Annotated in this window: 1 protein-coding gene; it reads left to right on the plus strand. The window is 52.8% G+C overall.

Annotated features, from left to right (window positions below; genetic code table 11):
* Positions 1-70 precede the first annotated feature (70 nt).
* On the plus strand, positions 71-396 hold a 326-nt coding region (locus ACQRBT_RS28300), incomplete at its 3' end, for a cation:dicarboxylate symporter family transporter (RefSeq protein ID WP_427851700.1).

The raw sequence follows: 396 nt of genomic DNA on the forward strand, positions 1-396 counted from the left end.
GTTACATCCTGAAAGATGCGTCGACAGAACGCACCAGGGATGTGCGACAACACAATGAAAGGATCGAAAAATGACTACGCAACGTTCACCGGGGCTATTCCGGCGTCTGGCTCATGGCAGCCTGGTAAAACAAATCCTGGTCGGCCTTGTTCTGGGGATTCTTCTGGCATGGATCTCAAAACCCGCGGCGGAAGCTGTTGGTCTGTTAGGTACTTTGTTCGTCGGCGCACTGAAAGCCGTTGCCCCCATCCTGGTGTTGATGCTGGTGATGGCATCTATTGCTAACCACCAGCACGGGCAGAAAACCAATATCCGCCCTATTTTGTTCCTCTATCTACTGGGCACCTTCTCTGCTGCTCTGGCCGCAGTAGTCTTCAGCTTTGCCTTCCCTTCTAC

The sequence above is a fragment of the Pseudomonas sp. R19M genome (genome assembly GCF_050312585.1).
GTDB lineage: Bacteria > Pseudomonadota > Gammaproteobacteria > Pseudomonadales > Pseudomonadaceae > Aquipseudomonas > Aquipseudomonas palleroniana.